Source organism: Bradyrhizobium cedriense (genome assembly GCF_054602315.1).
On sequence record NZ_JBTSWB010000007.1, the window covers coordinates 406,760 to 421,258 of the forward strand.

Sequence of the window (14,499 nt, forward strand, 5' to 3'; positions counted from 1 at the left end):
AGGGAGCGCACCTCCCGGAATTCTGACAGGACTCCCCATGCGTCTTCCCGACTCCGTCACGGGATCGTTTCTCGTCGCACTTGGCGCTGCGGCCGCCTATGGCGGCTGGATCTTGCCTCCGGTGCCCGGGCAGCCGGTCGGCCCCAACGTGTTTCCACTGGTGATCGGCTGCGGCCTTGCGCTATGCGGGCTGGCGATCGTGTTCGGCATCGGCCATTCCTTCGAGGAGGAGGAAGCGCTGGTCCCGCTGGAGGACGGCCAGGCAGCTGCTCCGCCACCGCAGGGCAAGCTCTACGGCCTACGTGCGCTGCTGCCGCCCGCACTGCTGCTGTTCTACGTCGTCGCGGCCGACCGCCTCGGCTTCATCATCACCGCGGCGATCATGGTCTACGTCACCTCGACGGCGCTGGGGGCCAAGTGGAAGCTGGCGCTGCCGCTCGCGGCGCTCTCGCCCTTCGCCATCCACCTCATCTTCGGCAAGCTATTGCGGGTGCCGCTGCCCGCCGGCCTGCTGCCGACGCCCTGGTAATCCCCCCATGCTCAAGACCCTGATCGATGCTTTCGCGCTGATCTCCACCTGGGAAGTCATCATCGCGATGTTCGCAGCGTCCGTGTACGGGCTCGTGATCGGCTCGCTGCCGGGCCTGTCGGCAACGATGGCAACCGCCCTGCTCGTCCCCGTGACCTTCTATCTCTCCCCGATCGCGGCAATCGCGACCATCGTCGCGGCCTCTTCGATGGCGATCTTCTCCGGCGACATTCCGGGCGCATTGCTGCGCATCCCCGGCACACCCGCCTCCGCGGCCTATGCGGACGAAGCCTACGCCATGACGCGCAAGGGCGAGGCCGAGCTCGCGTTAGGTGCCGGCGTCTGGTTTTCTGCCGTCGGCGGCATCGCCGGCGTGCTGTCGCTGATGATCCTGGCGCCGCCGCTCGCCGAGATCGCGCTGTCGTTCTCGACCTTCGAATATTTCTGGCTGGCCCTGCTCGGCCTGATGTGCGCCACGCTGGTCGCGCGTTCCTCGCCTGTGAAGGCGATCGCCGGCATGTTCATCGGCCTCCTGGTCGCCTGTATCGGCATCGAGAATCCCGGCGGGGTGCCGCGCTTCACCTTCGGCCTCACCGATCTGTTCGGCGGCATCGAGCCGATCCCGGCGCTGGTCGGCGTCTTCGCGGTGGCCCAGGTGATGCGCGCGATGCTGACGCCCGAGCCCCCGCCGCTGCCGCGCCGAAAATTCGGAAGCATCCTGGCCGGCCAATGGAAGCTGACGAAGCTGTATCGCTGGCAGATGACGCGTGGGAACATCGTTGGCATCATCATCGGCGTGCTGCCCGGTGCCGGCGCCGACATGGCCGCCTGGGTCTCCTACGCGATGTCGAAGCGCTTCTCGAAGGAGCCGGAGAAATTCGGCACCGGCCATGTCGAGGGGCTGGTCGAGGCCGGCGCCAGCAACAACGCCAGCATCGCCTCCGGCTGGGTGCCCTCGCTGCTGTTCGGCATCCCCGGCGACACCATCGCCGCGATCGCGATCGGCGTGCTCTACATGAAGGGTCTCAATCCCGGCCCGACGCTGTTCACCGAGAAGGCGTCGAGCATGTACGCCATCTATCTGATGTTCATCATCGCGAACATCATGATGATCCCGCTCGGCATCGTCATGATCCGGGTCGCGGCCTACATCCTGCTGGCGCCGCGCTCGGCCATCATGCCGGTCATCATGCTGTGCTGCGCGGTCGGCTCGTTCGCGATCGGCAACAACATGTTCGGCGTCGTCACCGTCGCCTGCTTCGGCGTGATCGGCTACGTGATGGAAACGAACGGCTATCCCGTCGCGGCCATGGTGCTCGGCATCGTGATGGGCACCATGGTCGAGCAGGCCTTCGTCACCTCGCTGATCAAGTCCGACGGCAGCATCCTGCCGTTCTTCGAGCGGCCGGTGGCGGCGATCCTCGCCGCCATGGCGATCGGCGCCCTGCTCTGGCCGGTGATGGTGTGGGTGTGGCGCAAGGTGAAACTGCCGCAAACGGCGGCGGCAACGGGCCGGTGATATCGGGCGGGCAGCTCTCGCCTGCCCAGGCCGGGCGTTGTAAAGCAGGGCATGACCGAGAAAAAGGCCTTCGACATCACATCCCTCGCCCGCGACTTGCGCGCCGGCAGTCGCGCGGCACTGGCGCGCGCGATCACGCTGGTGGAGAGCCGGCGCGCCGACCATCAGGCGCTTGCGCGCGAGCTGGTGCAGATGCTGCTGCCCGACACCGGCAAGGCGGTTCGTGTCGGCATCACGGGATCGCCGGGCGTCGGCAAATCCACCACGATCGACGCGCTCGGAACCCATCTGATCGAGCAGGGCCACAAGGTCGCGGTGCTCGCGGTCGACCCATCCTCGGCGCGCAGCGGCGGCTCGATCCTCGGCGACAAGACGCGGATGGCGCGACTCTCTGCATCGGACAATGCCTTCATCCGCCCCTCGCCGTCGTCAGGCACGCTCGGCGGCGTCGCGGCGAAAACGCGCGAGGCGATGCTGCTCTGCGAAGCCGCCGGCTTCGACGTCGTGCTGGTCGAGACCGTCGGCATCGGCCAGTCAGAGACTGCGGTGTGCGACATGACCGACTTCTTCCTCGCCCTCATGCTGCCGGGGGGGGGCGACGAGCTCCAAGGCATCAAGAAGGGCCTCGTCGAGCTGGCCGACATGATCGCGATCAACAAGGCGGACGGCGACAATCTCAAGCGCGCCAACATCACCGCCGCGGATTATCGCGGCGCGCTGCACATTCTCGCGCCGCGGTCCGAACATTGGCATCCGCCCGTCGTCACCTATTCGGCACTGGCGGGCACCGGCATCGCCGAGCTCTGGCAGAAGATCCTCGATCACCGCAAGGCGATGAATGCATCCGGCGACTTCGCGGCGCGGCGGCGCGACCAGCAGGTGAAGTGGATGTGGTCGATGCTGGAGCAGCGCATGCTGGCAAGGCTGCGCAGCGAAGCATCGGTGCGAACCAAGGTCCGGAAGATCGAAGTCGAAGTCGCCGACGGCCACCTCACGCCGGCGCTCGCCGCCGAGCGGATTCTGGAGTTGCTGCAATGAGCGGGCTCCGCATTCTCCTCACCGGCTTCGGGCCATTTCCCGGCGCGCCCTTTAATCCGACCCAGCCGCTGGTGGCCCGGCTGATGCAATTGCGCCGGCCGGCGCTCGACGATGTCGAGCTATCGAGCCACATCTTCCCGGTCACTTATGCTGCGGTCGACCGGCAATTGCCGGATGTGCTTGCGAAGGTGAAGCCCGATGCGCTCCTGATGTTCGGCCTCGCGGCGCGCACGCCCTATTTGCGGATCGAGACCCGCGCCCGCAACGCAGTCACCATGCTGTGGCCGGATGCCGCCAACACCCGCTCGAGCAAGCGCGGCATCGCCGGCGATGCTGACGCGATGACGTTCGGCCCGCACACGGCAAAACTGCTGCGCGCCGCGCGCATCACCGGCATTGACGCCCGTGCCTCGCGCGATGCCGGCGCCTATCTTTGCAATTATCTGAGCTGGCGCGCGATCGAGAAGGTCAGGTCGGGCGAGCCGAAGCTTGCGGCCTTCATCCACATTCCGCTGCTTGCGCGCGGCGGCGCCGTGCGGCGCAAGGGCGCAGCCCGGATCACGCTGGAGGAACTGGTCGATGCGGGCGAGGCCATGCTGATGGAGATGGTGGCGCTGGCAAGGAAGGCACGCGTTTCGTAAGTGCCGCGCGGTCGCATTTCCCACCCTTCGGCACCGTCTTGGCGTAAACATTTAACCCTACTGCCAACAATCCCGGCGTCACCGGCTGCCCTGCGCTACCTAATCTCCGCGGACATCCCCGCGTCCGCCGGAGGACGCGTCATGGACCTCAATCGCCGTCATCTCATCGGAGCTTCGACCGTAGGCATCGCCGGCGCGCTCGCCATGCCGGCCGACGCTGCGCGCGCGGCACCGCTGACGTCCCTGCTCGGGCGCGATGCCACGCAATACGGCGTGCGGCCAGGCAGCAGCGAGGATCAAACGCGAGCGCTGCAGCGCGCGATCGACGAGGCTGCGCGTGCGCAAATGCCGCTGGCGCTGCCGCCGGGCGTGTATCGCAGCGGATTGCTGCGGCTGCCGAACGGCTCGCAACTGATCGGCGTTCGCGGTGCGACCAAGCTCGTCTTCAGCGGCGGAGCCTCGGCGATCCAGAGCGACGGTTCCGATTCCGTCGGCCTCACCGGCATCACCTTCGACGGCGGCAACATTCCCTTGCCGACACGGCGCGGCCTGATCCACGTGCTCGGCGGCCGCGACGTCCGCATCGCCGATTGCGCGATCACCGGATCGGGGGGCAGCGGCATCTGGCTCGAGCAGGTCGCCGGCGACATCTCCGGCAACATCTTCACCAACATCGCCTTGACTGCGGTGGTCTCGTTCGACGCCACCGGGCTCAGCGTCTCGCGCAACACGATCATCGGCACCAACGACAACGGCATCGAGATCCTGCGCACTGCGCTCGGCGACGACGGCACGCTGGTCGCCGACAACCGCATCGAGGACATCAAGGCCGGCCCCGGCGGCTCGGGCCAGTACGGCAACGCCATCAACGCGTTTCGCGCGGGCAACGTGATCGTGCGCGGCAACCGCATCAGGAATTGCGATTATTCGGCGGTGCGCGGCAACTCCGCATCGAACATCCACATCACCGGCAACAGCGTCAGCGACGTGCGAGAGGTCGCGCTCTATTCGGAGTTTGCGTTCGAAGCCGCGGTGATCGCCAACAACACGGTGGATGGCGCAGCCGTCGGCGTCTCCGTCTGCAATTTCAACGAGGGCGGCCGCCTCGCGGTGGTCCAGGGCAACATCATTCGCAATCTGATCCCGAAGCGGCCGATCGGCACCGCGCCGGACGACGATGCCGGCGTCGGCATCTACATCGAGGCGGACTCATCGGTCACCGGCAATGTGATCGAGAACGCGCCGTCCTACGGCATCGTCGCCGGCTGGGGTAAATATCTGCGCGATGTTGCGATCACGGGGAACGTGATCCGCAAGGCGCTGGCCGGCGTCGGGGTCTCCGTGGTGCCGGGTGCCGGCACCGCGCTCGTCAACAACAACATGATCTCGGAGACCCCGCGCGGTGCCGTGGTCGGCCTCGATCACGCCCGTGCGGTGACGTCCGACCTGTCGGCCGAAGGGGCCCAACGGTTCGCTCAGGTGATGGTTGGCGGGAATGCGGTGCGGCGCTAGCCACGCGGCAGGCAGCCGGGCTGTGAATCCTTCGAGGCTCCCCACGCGAAGCGTCGCGCCACCTGTCTCGCGCGCCCCTCAGGATGATGGGTTGGAGGGACGCAAAACCCTTCCTAAACGTCCCTAGAAGGCGTTCCGCAGCAGCGGGTACTTCGCTTCCAGGCCGTCCAGGCTGAAGGTGAATTCGACGACGCGTTCGGGAGCTGCAACGATTTCGGCGGCGGGCGGAGCGAACTGCGGCAGAAGCGTTGCCATGGCGGCAGGCGTGGGGACCGGCGATCTCACGGCAGGCGGGCTTAGCGGCGCCCTCGCAGCGGGAGCCTTGAGCGGCGGCATCTCGGCGGGGGCGGTAAACGAAGCCACCGCGGCGGATGCCGTAGGCGGCGCCATTGCGACGGGCGGCAACACCGGTGCAATCGGTGCTTCCGTGATTTCGGCGAGCAGGTCCGGCTGGGGGTCGAGCCTGACCGCCACCGCGGTCTCTGGCGCGATGTGAACGGCCTTGGGTTGCACGGTCTGCGGCTTTCGGTCCGGCGATGCCGTGCGGGGCATCGCCGCCGGCGACCAGCCGAATGCGGGCGACACACTCGCAGCCGCCTCGGCGACGTCCCCCCCGGTTGCGAGCGCGCGCCAGGTCTGGACGGCTCGCTTGGCCTCCTGGATGTTTTCGAGGAATGCGATCTCGGAATGATAACGGCGCCAGCGGCCGGTCTCGAACATCTCGGAGAGATGTTGCAGGCGTTGCTCGGCGAGGGCGCACCAGCGCGCCGCGATCTCGCGGCTACCAGCCGCGCCGCGAACGAACTCTTGGCGATGTGTCATGAATCAGCCCGTCAGGAGAAGGTACGGACGCGACGCAACACACACGAATCAGTTTAGGCGCGATGTGAATATTTTGTGGAAAAGTTTTGACTTGTCCAGCAACGACGCGGCGTTCGTCGTCAAACACCGTAGTCGTGCGGAGATTTGCCGGGTTTTCGAGTCAAGCTTCGCACAAGCATGGCGGCGTTGCGGCACCTCGCGCGAGCGGGCCAGGAACGACCCGGCGGCCCTCGACCGCAAGCTGAATGAATGCGGAGCTTCAGAAGATCATACGCCCAAAAGAAAAGACCCGTCCGGGGGGACAACCGGACGGGTCGAGCCATATGGGCGCTTGGGGTGGATGGGCGCTCGCGCCTGATATGACTGATGGGGAGGGATGACCGCTCCCACATTATTTGGTCGTGGCAGCTGGCTGAACGTTCAATGCGGGGTTGGCCTTTTTGAGCCGGGACCTGCGCGCATCTTTGTCGCAGCCGTTTATCGCGTCGCCGGCCTATCCGCCTGAGAAATCGTGGAATTATCGTCCGCACTCGAGAGCGAGGGTTGCTCGATCGCGCGGCTGCCGGGCGCGTCGCGACGCTTGTCCGCATCTTCACGTTTTGTTGTACCGGAGGCAGCTGCGACCGGCGTCGCGCTGTCGGCGGGAACGGCCATGACTGCGGCAAACGCATCGGTCTGACCGTCGCCAAAAAGGTCGTCACGCCCGGGCGAGCCGAGGTCGCGCGCAGTCTTGGTCAGCGCCGTGCGCAGCGCTTCCGGCTTCAAGGTATGGTTGCGCTCGAGGAGCAGCGCCGCGACGCCGGAGACATAGGCAGCCGAAAACGAGGTGCCCGACGTGATCTGGTATTTGCCATCGGGCGCCGGCAGGAAGATGTCGACGCCGGGGGCCGCGACCGCGATGTAGTTGCCGCGGTTCGAGGCCGTGAACAGCCTGTCCTGCTGATCCGTCGCGCTGACCGCGATCACATTGGGATTGGCAGCCGGATAGAGCGGCGGCGATTTCGCACCGGCATTGCCGGCCGCCGCGATCAGTACGAGGCCACGCGCGGCGGTTGCCGCGATCGCACGCTCGATCACCGGGTCCTTCGGACCGGCAAAGCTCATATTGACGATCTGCGCGCCATGCTCGGCGGCGTAATTCAGCGACCGCAGGATAATATAGGACGAGCTCTCCGCGCCGCCGTTGGCGCCGCCGAAGGCGCGGATGGCGATGATGCGCGCCTCGGGCGCGCTGCCCATCAGACGGGCGTGCGCCACGATGGCACCGGCGATGCCGGTGCCATGGACGTGCGGCCCCTCTGCACTGCCGAGCGCGTCGAAATTATCGGCGACGGAATTGGCGAGTTCGGGATGCCTGGCGTCGATGCCGGAGTCGATCACGGCAACCGTAACGTTGGTTCCATGCGCCAGCGCATGCGCCTGCGGCAGGCGGAGTTTCGTCAGCGCATATTGCGCAGGATCGCCCTCCGTCTTTCCCGACGACCGCTGGTCCTGGAGCACGTATCGGAAGTTCGGCTGGAGCGAGCGCACGCTGCCGTCCGCAGCGAATTCGCGCCGCACCGTCTCGTATGGCCGGCCGTCAGTGATGCGGAACAGGCCAAAAGTGGCTCCGATCAGCGGAAAATTCTCGGAAGCGACGCGGGTCAGGCCGTGACGACGCGCCAGCTGGTCGGCCTCGGCCGACGACAGATTGCCGTCGATCTCGGCGACGAACTCGTTTGCGAAGCTGCGCAGGTTCACCGCGACCGGCGCGGTGTTGCCATTCCCCTTGCCCGCGCTTTTCTTGCCCGATTTTCCACCGCCCTGGCCGCCTGCGTTCGGCTGCGCCAGACATTCGCCGTCGGCACCGCGATAGGGCGCGGTGCAGGATGGATAAAGGTTCGGCGAATAGCGGGCATGGGGCAGCACCGGCGTCGGTCGTACGCGCGCCGTCGTAGTGTGGGGGATGGTCGCCGTCGTCCGCGCGCCGCGGTCGACGCTGACCGCGCGCGCAGCGATGTTGGGGCTGATCCGCGGGGCAATGTTCGGAGATATGGTCGGCGTGCGCGAGGGAACGCTGATCGTCGGCGTACGCATGATCGCCTGCGCCTGCGCAACCTCGAGGCCGAGACAGGAGGCAACCAGAAGCGCGGCCCCGATGGATGAAACGTAGGCCCCGGCGCGCACCCTGCTCTCGGACTTGCCCGTCATCGGCTCAGCGGCGCGCCTAGGGCGCCGCGACGGCGAGGTTGACGAACTTCTCGCGCTGCATCCTGCCGAGCAGCGAGGCGAGCTCGTCCTGGCTCATCGCCTTGTCGAACTGGAGGCGGAACATCCCACCCTTGGCGTCGCCGATGATCGAAGCCTGATAGCTGTCGAGCAGCGCGGTGATGTCGGCGACGCGAGCCTCGGGCGTGAATCGCACCAGCGCGCGTGCCGGCGCGGCCGTGCCACCAAGGTCGCGCGTGATGGGCGCGCCGGTCGAGAGCGAAGCCGTCTGGAAGGTCGCCGGCTGGTTCTTCATCAGCACGGCACCGATGATTCCGGCTTGCAGCACGAGCGCGATGGCGCCGAGGCTCGCCGACCACGCCAGCGTGCGCGGCGACAGGCTCGCGAAGAAGGTCGAGATGCGTGCCGACAGCGGCAGCGAGCCACTGGCCCTTGCCGGCTCGGCGTCGATCGCGGCGAACAGCTTCTGCATCGCGCGCGACGACGGAGCACCCAGGCTCTCGTTCAGATGGATGGTCCCTTCGTACTCGCCGCGGATCGCGGCGTATTGCCTGGCAAGCTCGGGATCGCGCGCCAGCGCTTCCTCGACGCGGCGCGCATCGCGCGCGTTCAGCGTGCCGGCCGCGTGCCAGGGCAGCAGCAGTTCAATCTCACTGGGCTCTTGCTCCAGCATCTTCTTGCTCAATGCCATCATGGCCAGCCTCGCTCAACGCCGGCTGCCTTCAGCAGTTCGGCCAGTTTCTTGCGCGCATAGAACAAGCGCGTCTTCACAGTGTTCTCCGGTATCCCGACGATTTCGGCCACCTCTTCCACGGACTTCTCGTGGTAGTAGACGAGATCGACGATTTCCCGGTGATCCGGCGAGAGGCCCGTCAGACACTCCCGCAACGCTGCACTGGTATCCTTCTTCTGCACCACCGTTTCCGGATCGTCGGACGTATCCTCGATCGCGTTCGCGGCTTCTTCGTCCAGTTCGAAATCCTTCCTGCGCCGAAGCGCAGACAGGGCCTTGAATCGGGTAATTGCCAGCAGCCAGGTAGAAACGGCGGATCGTCCTTCGAACTTGCCGGCTTGACGCCAGACGTCGAGAAACACCTCGCTGATGAGGTCTTCCGCCGCCTGCTCGTCCCGAACGAGCCTCAGTCCGAACCTGTAAACCCTGACATGGTGCCGCCCGTACAGCACCTGCATGGCGAGCCGGTCACCTTGAGCGATCCTGGCGATCAGGATCTCGTCCGAAGCCGCCTGTGTCGCGCTCAATGGCCGTCTCGCAAAGTTTGTCGGATCGATTCAGCGGCCGGTTCGACCGGGGGCGCAAAATTGTTCAACCTACCGCAGTCATACGGGGGCTGATGTGACCTACCCCACATAGAGGCCCTTTTCTTGTCCCACCCGCGGCGGTCAGCGGAATCAGTCCATATCGGTAACATAATACTGAGATATTCCCTGCGGAATGCCTGTCCGGCACAGACGACCCGGCCTAACCCGGTTCCATAGCAGCCCTGCACCACGTTTGTCGCGCCAAGCCCTGCTTTGGATCGACCGCATCGCACACGATAGCTGATCGCAGGTAAATCCTCGCGCGGGCCGATCACCTGTTCCGTGCTGCACGGGCCGGATTCGATTTCAAAGGATACCAAACCTAAAGGCTTGCCACGTAGCTTTTTGCGCTGACATCGACCATTGGCGGGACCATGAGCACGGCCGCGACGTCCTTTCCCGAGAGGAATGCCGCAGAGGTCGCGGATCTCGTCCTCGCGCCCGAGACGATGGCCCCCGAAGTGAGGGCGCGCCGGGCCCGGCAGCGCCGCCAGATGTATATGGGCCAGGTCGCGAGCTATTCGCTGGGCGCCTCGGTCCTGCTGCTCTATGCCTATGACGGCACGATCTCGATGGGCGTTCCGTCCCTGTTCTGGCTCGGCGGCGTCCTGATTATCGGTACGTTCACGGTGCTGTCCGAGGCCGGGTTCGGCGACCGGTTCGAGGACCATTACCTCACCGTCTTTCAGATCTCGGCGCATATGGCGCTGCAGCTGGTGTTCCTGCTCGCAGTGCCGACCGTCGGGGTCGCGTTCCTGGCCGTATTGTTTCTGATCTTCGCGTTCGGCACGCTGCGCATGACGTCGAGCCAGGCGATACTCACCTGGGGCCTCGCCACCTGCGGGCTCGCCATGGTGTTCCTGGGATCAGACCTGCCGATCGGACTGCCGGTCACGACGCGGCTGCAGCGAACCGCCTCGATGCTCTGCTTCGTGCTGGTGATCGGGCAGTGCGCCTTCCTCGGCCTGTTCGGCGCCACGCTGCGCAAGATCCTGTACCGGCGCAGCATCGAGCTGAAGGCCGCCTACCAGCGTATCGAGGAACTCGCCGAGCTCGACGAACTCACCGGTGCCTACAACCGCCGCTGCATCATGCGGCTTCTGGATGCCGAGATTGAAAAGTCGCGTCAGGCACCCTCGTCTTGCGCGATCGCGCTGATCGATATCGACTGGTTCAAGCGCATCAACGACGCCTATGGCCACCCCGTTGGCGACGAAGTGCTGCGCACCTTTGCCATCACCATTTTCGCCAACATCCGCCCGGCCGACAGTTTCGGCCGATACGGCGGCGAGGAATTCCTGCTACTGCTGCCGGGCATGTCGGGCGACGCTGCGCGGCGCATGCTCGAGCGGTTGCGCGGCATCGTTGCCGATCTCGACTGGAGCGCATTCTCTCCGGGCATGCGGGTGACCATTTCCGCGGGCGTCGCGACGCTGCGCGACATTGATACTGCCGACACGATTCTCGCGCGCGCCGACCGCGCGCTCTATTCCGCCAAGGCGCAAGGGCGCAACTCGATTGTAACGAGCTGACCAATCCATTTTCTTCCGGTGCGACAGAAGTCGTTGCCGGGAACGCTCCAGGACAGGGCCATGAGATCCAGAACCCCAAGATCATCCGAAAACCTGCTCGAGGAATTGCAGGCCTCCCTCGCGCACGGCACCGTTGCGCGCCGGGTCGAGACGCTGCGCCGCGTCACCGATCTCTTCGTGGGCAACGCGGTAGACTATTCCGACGACCACATCCGCGTGTTCGACGACGTGTTCCAGTGCCTGATCGGGCAGATCGAAACGTCGGCCCGGGCGCTGCTCGCCGAACGCCTCGCCCCGATCGCGGCTGCGCCGCCGAAGATCATCCGCACGCTCGCGCTCGACGAGACCATCGAGATCTCCGGCCCGGTGCTGTCGAAATCGGAACGGCTGGACGAGGCGACACTGATCGAGATCGCGCGCACCAGAAGCCAGGCGCATCTCAAGGCGATCTCGGTGCGGCGGGTGCTTTCGGAAGCTCTGAGCGACGTGCTGGTGACGCGCGGCAACGAGGACGTGGTGCAGTCGACGGTCAGCAATCCGGGCGCTCGGCTCTCAGAGGGAAGTCTCACCGACCTCGTCACCCGCGCCGAACGCGACGACGACCTCGCCAGCTGCATCGGCCTGCGGCCCGACCTGCCGCGCCATCACTATTTGAGGCTGGTCGCCAAGGCATCCTCGAGCGTGCGCAGGAAGCTTGCGGCCGCGCATCCCGGGTTCGCCGACGACGTTTCGAGCGTAATCGAGCAAGCGGCCCAACGGGTTCGCGCGGCCGCCATGACGAAGCAGACCGAGATGGCCCGCGCACTGGTGAAATCGCTGCACGACGACGGCCGCCTCAACGAGCTCCAGGTCGCCACCTTCGCCGAGCAGAGCAAGTTCGACGAGACCAATGCGGGGCTGGCTGCACTCGCGGGCGTCGCAGTCGAGACCGCCGAGACCATGATGATCGAGAGCCGCACCGAGGGCGTGATGATCCTCGCCAAGGTCGCTGGCATGCAATGGTCGAGCGTGCGCGCCATCATCGCCATGCGCGAGAAGCTCTCAGGTGGGTCGCAGATCGACATTCTGACGCTGCGCGACACCTACGAGGCCCTGCGGGCCTCGACTGCTCAGCAGGTGTTGCGCTTCCACCGCATGCAGCTGCACGCGACGCCGGCGGCGTGAAGCCGGCCGGGCTAGTAGCGCAGAACTTTGGATCCCGCCAGCGCGCCGATTGCGGTCACGACCGCGGTCGCGAGCGTGTACCAGGTCGCGACGAACAGCGGCGAGTCGTCGGTGCAGTGCGAGGCGTAGAGGGTCGCGGCGAGCCCGGCCGACACCAGGCCGGCGAGCGCTCCGGCGAGCGCGGGACGCGAGGGCGCGCCGTGGCGCAAGCCGAACAGCGCCCCCGCCAGCAGCGGCAGCGACATTGCAGGGATCGCGACCAGGCACACCCTGGAGTTCTTGCCCATCAGGCGCATCGTCATCGGCATGGCCGGCGCCATCATCGCCTCACCGCCGATCGCCACTGCGAGCAGCCCGACGGGCAGCAGCAGCAGCCAGCCCCAGCCGCGCAGCAGGGCTTCGGGACGCGATAGATGCAGGCTGACGATGATCGCGGGGATCGCGAGCGACAGGGTCACCGCGAACTTCATGTCGAAGAACGGGTTGCGCATGGCGCTCATCACGTCGGCACGCATGCCGAGGAACGTTGCAAAAATCAGGATCGACAAGGGTGCAGCCACCAGCAGCGCCATCGTCAGCACGGCGCCGACGCGCGGCGCGCGATGCGCGTTGTCGGCTGCGAGCGTGCGAATGAGTTGGTCGGTGTCCATGACTAATGGTCCCGCAGTTTGGCCGTCAGTGCCGCAAGTCCGCGATGCAGCGCGACCCGCACCGCGCCCTCGCTCATCGAAAACTTTGCCGCCGTATCCTTGATCGAGGCGGCCTCGACCGCGATCGACTGCAACACGTCGCGCTGGCGCTGCGGCAGCATGCCCAGTTGTGCGGCGACCTCGCCAGCCGAGGCGGTCTCCTGCGGCGCCTCGCCCGGCAGCGTCTCGGCGAAATCGTCGATGTTGACGAAGACGCGCCTGCCGCGGCGGCGGAGCGCGTCGATCAGCTTGTTCCGGCCGATCGCAAACAGCCAGGGCGCGAAGGGGGCTTCGCTGTCCCAAGTGTGCCGTTTCAGATGCACCGCCAATAGAATCTCCTGCACGATATCCTCGGCCTGGTCGGGAGGCTGGCCTGCCCGCGCCAGGCCGCGCCTCGCGGCGGCGCGCAGCACCGGCGTGACCTCCTTCAACAAGCGATGATACGCCGCGTCATCGCCAGCCATGGCCGACCGCATCAGGCCGGTCCATTCGTCCTCACGTCCGCGCACCCGCGCCCCTCACCATGCAATTCGGCCGCTCTTTCAATTTGTTACGCGAGCAGCCCCAAGATCACGAATTCGTGATCAACGGCCAAGCCGCGCGATCAATGCGGCCGCAAAGATATCCGACGGCTCATAACACCGATCGGCCCGTACCGCATCCGGCGGCAACAACGCAAAGCAATTTGCCCCGTTTTTGCCGGGTCTAGCCCGAAGATTCCCATTTTCTGCCCCGCTGTCGTCACGTCCCGGGGTCTCTGTTCGCTGCCGGGACGGGCGGAATTGGGGAGATCGTCAACATGATGCAAGCCAGCGCGCGCGCGGCCCTGATTGTCTTGGCCGGGCTTTTCTTGGTGTTCGGCAGCGTTGCACAGGCGGCGCCGATTTCGGCCGCCAGCAATAAGTCTGACAGTGCGGACAAGCAGGCCGACACGGCCAAGCAGCGGCGCCATGACTCGCGCCGCAACAGCAACGGCAAGTCCGCGCAGAAGTCCGACAAGAAGGACGCCGCGGCGAAGGCCGGCGAGGCCAAGAACGAGAACAAGGCCGACAACGAGGTGCCGGCGTCGAGCCAGATGCCGCCGGAGGTCGCCAACGCCAACGCGCAGCTCGCCGCCGATACGCCGCCTGCCGCTGCCGCCTCCGCCATGACGAATCGCGCCAGCGACAATGTCCAGGCAGCAGCAGACAATACCAGCGCGGCGCCCCCCGAAAGCCAGGTCGTCGCGCCCGATCAGCTCAACGACATCGATCGCGCCCTGCAGCAGGAGAGCCCGCCGGCGCAGAAGGCGGTGATTGCCGCAACCGAGGCGCAGCCACGTCCGGCGCCCGTGATGGCGAGCAGCCAGCAGAGCTCGGCCTGGGACCAGAGCTCCCTGGTCGGGAAGATCTTCATCGGCGTCGGCACGCTTCTGACCCTGGCGTCCGCCGCGCGGATGTTCATGGCGTGATTGCTGACCTGGCCTGACGGACCTCGTCCGGAACGCGCCTCTCGTCGCGTTCCGGCGGCCTTTAGCCCCTTGAAG

Annotated in this window: 14 protein-coding genes; 8 read left to right on the forward strand and 6 right to left on the reverse strand. The window is 66.2% G+C overall.

Annotated features, from left to right (window positions below):
- Positions 1-37: 37 nt before the first annotated feature.
- From ACYCVF_RS27330 to ACYCVF_RS27350, 5 genes are all read left to right on the forward strand, one after another.
- A complete protein-coding gene (locus ACYCVF_RS27330; RefSeq protein WP_459601575.1) occupies positions 38-529 on the forward strand; it encodes a tripartite tricarboxylate transporter TctB family protein in 492 nt (163 codons plus the stop codon).
- Between the two features lie 7 nt (positions 530-536).
- Positions 537-2,048: a tripartite tricarboxylate transporter permease gene (locus tag ACYCVF_RS27335; RefSeq protein ID WP_459601577.1), complete on the forward strand. Its 1,512-nt coding sequence runs from the start codon at positions 537-539 to the stop codon at positions 2,046-2,048.
- Positions 2,049-2,099: 51 nt separating this feature from the next.
- Positions 2,100-3,086, forward strand: a complete 987-nt coding sequence (meaB, locus tag ACYCVF_RS27340) for a methylmalonyl Co-A mutase-associated GTPase MeaB (protein ID WP_459601579.1) — start codon at positions 2,100-2,102, stop codon at positions 3,084-3,086.
- Positions 3,083-3,727 (forward strand): pyroglutamyl-peptidase I, encoded by a 645-nt coding sequence (locus tag ACYCVF_RS27345; protein WP_459601581.1) that lies wholly within the window; start codon positions 3,083-3,085, stop codon positions 3,725-3,727. Before meaB ends, ACYCVF_RS27345 begins: the two co-directional genes overlap by 4 nt.
- Before the next feature lie 141 nt (positions 3,728-3,868).
- Entirely contained in the window at positions 3,869-5,239 is a 1,371-nt protein-coding gene (locus ACYCVF_RS27350; RefSeq protein ID WP_459601583.1) for a TIGR03808 family TAT-translocated repetitive protein, read from the forward strand.
- A 123-nt stretch (positions 5,240-5,362) separates the two neighbouring features.
- On the opposite strand, the gene ACYCVF_RS27355 is transcribed toward ACYCVF_RS27350, so the two are convergent.
- From ACYCVF_RS27355 to ACYCVF_RS27370, 4 genes are all read right to left on the reverse strand, one after another.
- Positions 5,363-6,061, reverse strand: a complete 699-nt coding sequence (locus tag ACYCVF_RS27355; RefSeq protein WP_459601585.1) for a TIGR03809 family protein — start codon at positions 6,059-6,061, stop codon at positions 5,363-5,365.
- Positions 6,062-6,538: 477 nt separating this feature from the next.
- Positions 6,539-8,251, reverse strand: coding sequence for a S8 family serine peptidase (locus tag ACYCVF_RS27360; RefSeq protein WP_459601587.1), 1,713 nt, complete (start codon positions 8,249-8,251; stop codon positions 6,539-6,541).
- 16 nt (positions 8,252-8,267) lie between these two features.
- The gene (locus tag ACYCVF_RS27365) at positions 8,268-8,963 is read right to left on the reverse strand and encodes a hypothetical protein (RefSeq protein WP_459601589.1); all 696 of its coding nucleotides are present in this window, start codon (positions 8,961-8,963) and stop codon (positions 8,268-8,270) included.
- A complete protein-coding gene (locus ACYCVF_RS27370) occupies positions 8,960-9,529 on the reverse strand; it encodes a sigma-70 family RNA polymerase sigma factor (RefSeq protein ID WP_197960810.1) in 570 nt (189 codons plus the stop codon). The genes ACYCVF_RS27365 and ACYCVF_RS27370 overlap by 4 nt, the downstream gene beginning before the upstream one ends.
- Before the next feature lie 434 nt (positions 9,530-9,963).
- On the opposite strand from ACYCVF_RS27370, the gene ACYCVF_RS27375 reads away from it, so the two are divergent.
- Together ACYCVF_RS27375 and ACYCVF_RS27380 are read left to right on the forward strand one after the other, a co-directional pair.
- On the forward strand, positions 9,964-11,121 hold the full coding sequence (locus ACYCVF_RS27375; RefSeq protein ID WP_459601591.1) for a GGDEF domain-containing protein: 1,158 nt from the start codon (positions 9,964-9,966) through the stop codon (positions 11,119-11,121).
- Between the two features lie 60 nt (positions 11,122-11,181).
- On the forward strand, positions 11,182-12,285 hold the full coding sequence (locus ACYCVF_RS27380) for a DUF2336 domain-containing protein (RefSeq protein WP_459601593.1): 1,104 nt from the start codon (positions 11,182-11,184) through the stop codon (positions 12,283-12,285).
- 11 nt (positions 12,286-12,296) lie between these two features.
- Here the strand turns inward: ACYCVF_RS27380 and ACYCVF_RS27385 are convergent, their stop codons facing one another.
- Both ACYCVF_RS27385 and ACYCVF_RS27390 read right to left on the reverse strand, forming a co-directional pair.
- On the reverse strand, positions 12,297-12,935 hold the full coding sequence (locus tag ACYCVF_RS27385; protein ID WP_459601595.1) for an NrsF family protein: 639 nt from the start codon (positions 12,933-12,935) through the stop codon (positions 12,297-12,299).
- Between the two features lie 2 nt (positions 12,936-12,937).
- Entirely contained in the window at positions 12,938-13,483 is a 546-nt protein-coding gene (locus ACYCVF_RS27390; protein ID WP_459601597.1) for a sigma-70 family RNA polymerase sigma factor, read from the reverse strand.
- Between the two features lie 290 nt (positions 13,484-13,773).
- Here ACYCVF_RS27390 and ACYCVF_RS27395 point away from each other — a divergent pair, with 290 nt between their 5' ends.
- Entirely contained in the window at positions 13,774-14,424 is a 651-nt protein-coding gene (locus ACYCVF_RS27395) for a hypothetical protein (protein WP_459601599.1), read from the forward strand.
- Positions 14,425-14,499: the final 75 nt, after the last annotated feature.

What these genes read in the sequence shown, in the direction of transcription:
- ACYCVF_RS27330 (WP_459601575.1), top strand. Translation starts at nt 38, where the DNA reads ATGCGTCTTCCCGACTCCGTCACGGGATCGTTTCTCGTCGCACTTGGC.
- ACYCVF_RS27335 (WP_459601577.1), top strand. Translation starts at nt 537, where the DNA reads ATGCTCAAGACCCTGATCGATGCTTTCGCGCTGATCTCCACCTGGGAA.
- meaB (WP_459601579.1), top strand. Translation starts at nt 2,100, where the DNA reads ATGACCGAGAAAAAGGCCTTCGACATCACATCCCTCGCCCGCGACTTG.
- ACYCVF_RS27345 (WP_459601581.1), top strand. Translation starts at nt 3,083, where the DNA reads ATGAGCGGGCTCCGCATTCTCCTCACCGGCTTCGGGCCATTTCCCGGC.
- ACYCVF_RS27350 (WP_459601583.1), top strand. Translation starts at nt 3,869, where the DNA reads ATGGACCTCAATCGCCGTCATCTCATCGGAGCTTCGACCGTAGGCATC.
- ACYCVF_RS27355 (WP_459601585.1), bottom strand. Translation starts at nt 6,061, where the DNA reads ATGACACATCGCCAAGAGTTCGTTCGCGGCGCGGCTGGTAGCCGCGAG.
- ACYCVF_RS27360 (WP_459601587.1), bottom strand. Translation starts at nt 8,251, where the DNA reads ATGACGGGCAAGTCCGAGAGCAGGGTGCGCGCCGGGGCCTACGTTTCA.
- ACYCVF_RS27365 (WP_459601589.1), bottom strand. Translation starts at nt 8,963, where the DNA reads ATGATGGCATTGAGCAAGAAGATGCTGGAGCAAGAGCCCAGTGAGATT.
- ACYCVF_RS27375 (WP_459601591.1), top strand. Translation starts at nt 9,964, where the DNA reads ATGAGCACGGCCGCGACGTCCTTTCCCGAGAGGAATGCCGCAGAGGTC.
- ACYCVF_RS27380 (WP_459601593.1), top strand. Translation starts at nt 11,182, where the DNA reads ATGAGATCCAGAACCCCAAGATCATCCGAAAACCTGCTCGAGGAATTG.
- ACYCVF_RS27385 (WP_459601595.1), bottom strand. Translation starts at nt 12,935, where the DNA reads ATGGACACCGACCAACTCATTCGCACGCTCGCAGCCGACAACGCGCAT.
- ACYCVF_RS27395 (WP_459601599.1), top strand. Translation starts at nt 13,774, where the DNA reads ATGATGCAAGCCAGCGCGCGCGCGGCCCTGATTGTCTTGGCCGGGCTT.